At 66.6% G+C, this 380-nt stretch carries 1 pseudogene; it reads left to right on the top strand.

The features are described from left to right. Positions 1-349: pseudogene (locus D7Y04_RS43850) on the top strand (hypothetical protein); the annotation flags it as partial. Between the last annotated feature and the right edge of the window lie 31 nt (positions 350-380).

Genomic DNA, 380 nt, shown 5'->3' with positions numbered 1-380 from the left:
GGGTGGCAACTTCAAGGTCGACAGCATCCCGGGCACCATCACCGATGGCGCCTGCAACCATGACGCGCCGAAGAACCCGCTCTCCTTCACCTCCAACACCGTCCTCATCGAGAACGTGGCGTCCGACGGAAGCTGCTTCGACGTGACGTTCACCTTCCCGGGTGGCCTGGTTCAGGAAGGCCGTGGCGGCTTCACCGCGGACCAGAAGACGCTCAAGCTGGATATCTTCTTCAAGAACCAGTCGACGGGCAGCCGCTGCGCCAACGGCGCGGTGGGCGCGGCCGGTACCGTGACGCTCAACGGCTCCGCCTTCACGGGCAACGCCGTGCAGACGTACGCCGTCCGGTAGGCCGCCGCACCTCGTGCCGGAGGGAGGGTGC

Source organism: Corallococcus sp. AB038B (assembly GCF_003668955.1).
In the GTDB taxonomy this organism is placed as follows: Bacteria; Myxococcota; Myxococcia; order Myxococcales; family Myxococcaceae; genus Corallococcus; species Corallococcus exiguus.
Note: the sequence above shows the minus strand (reverse complement) of the source record. Positions and strands in the feature narration are given on the sequence as shown.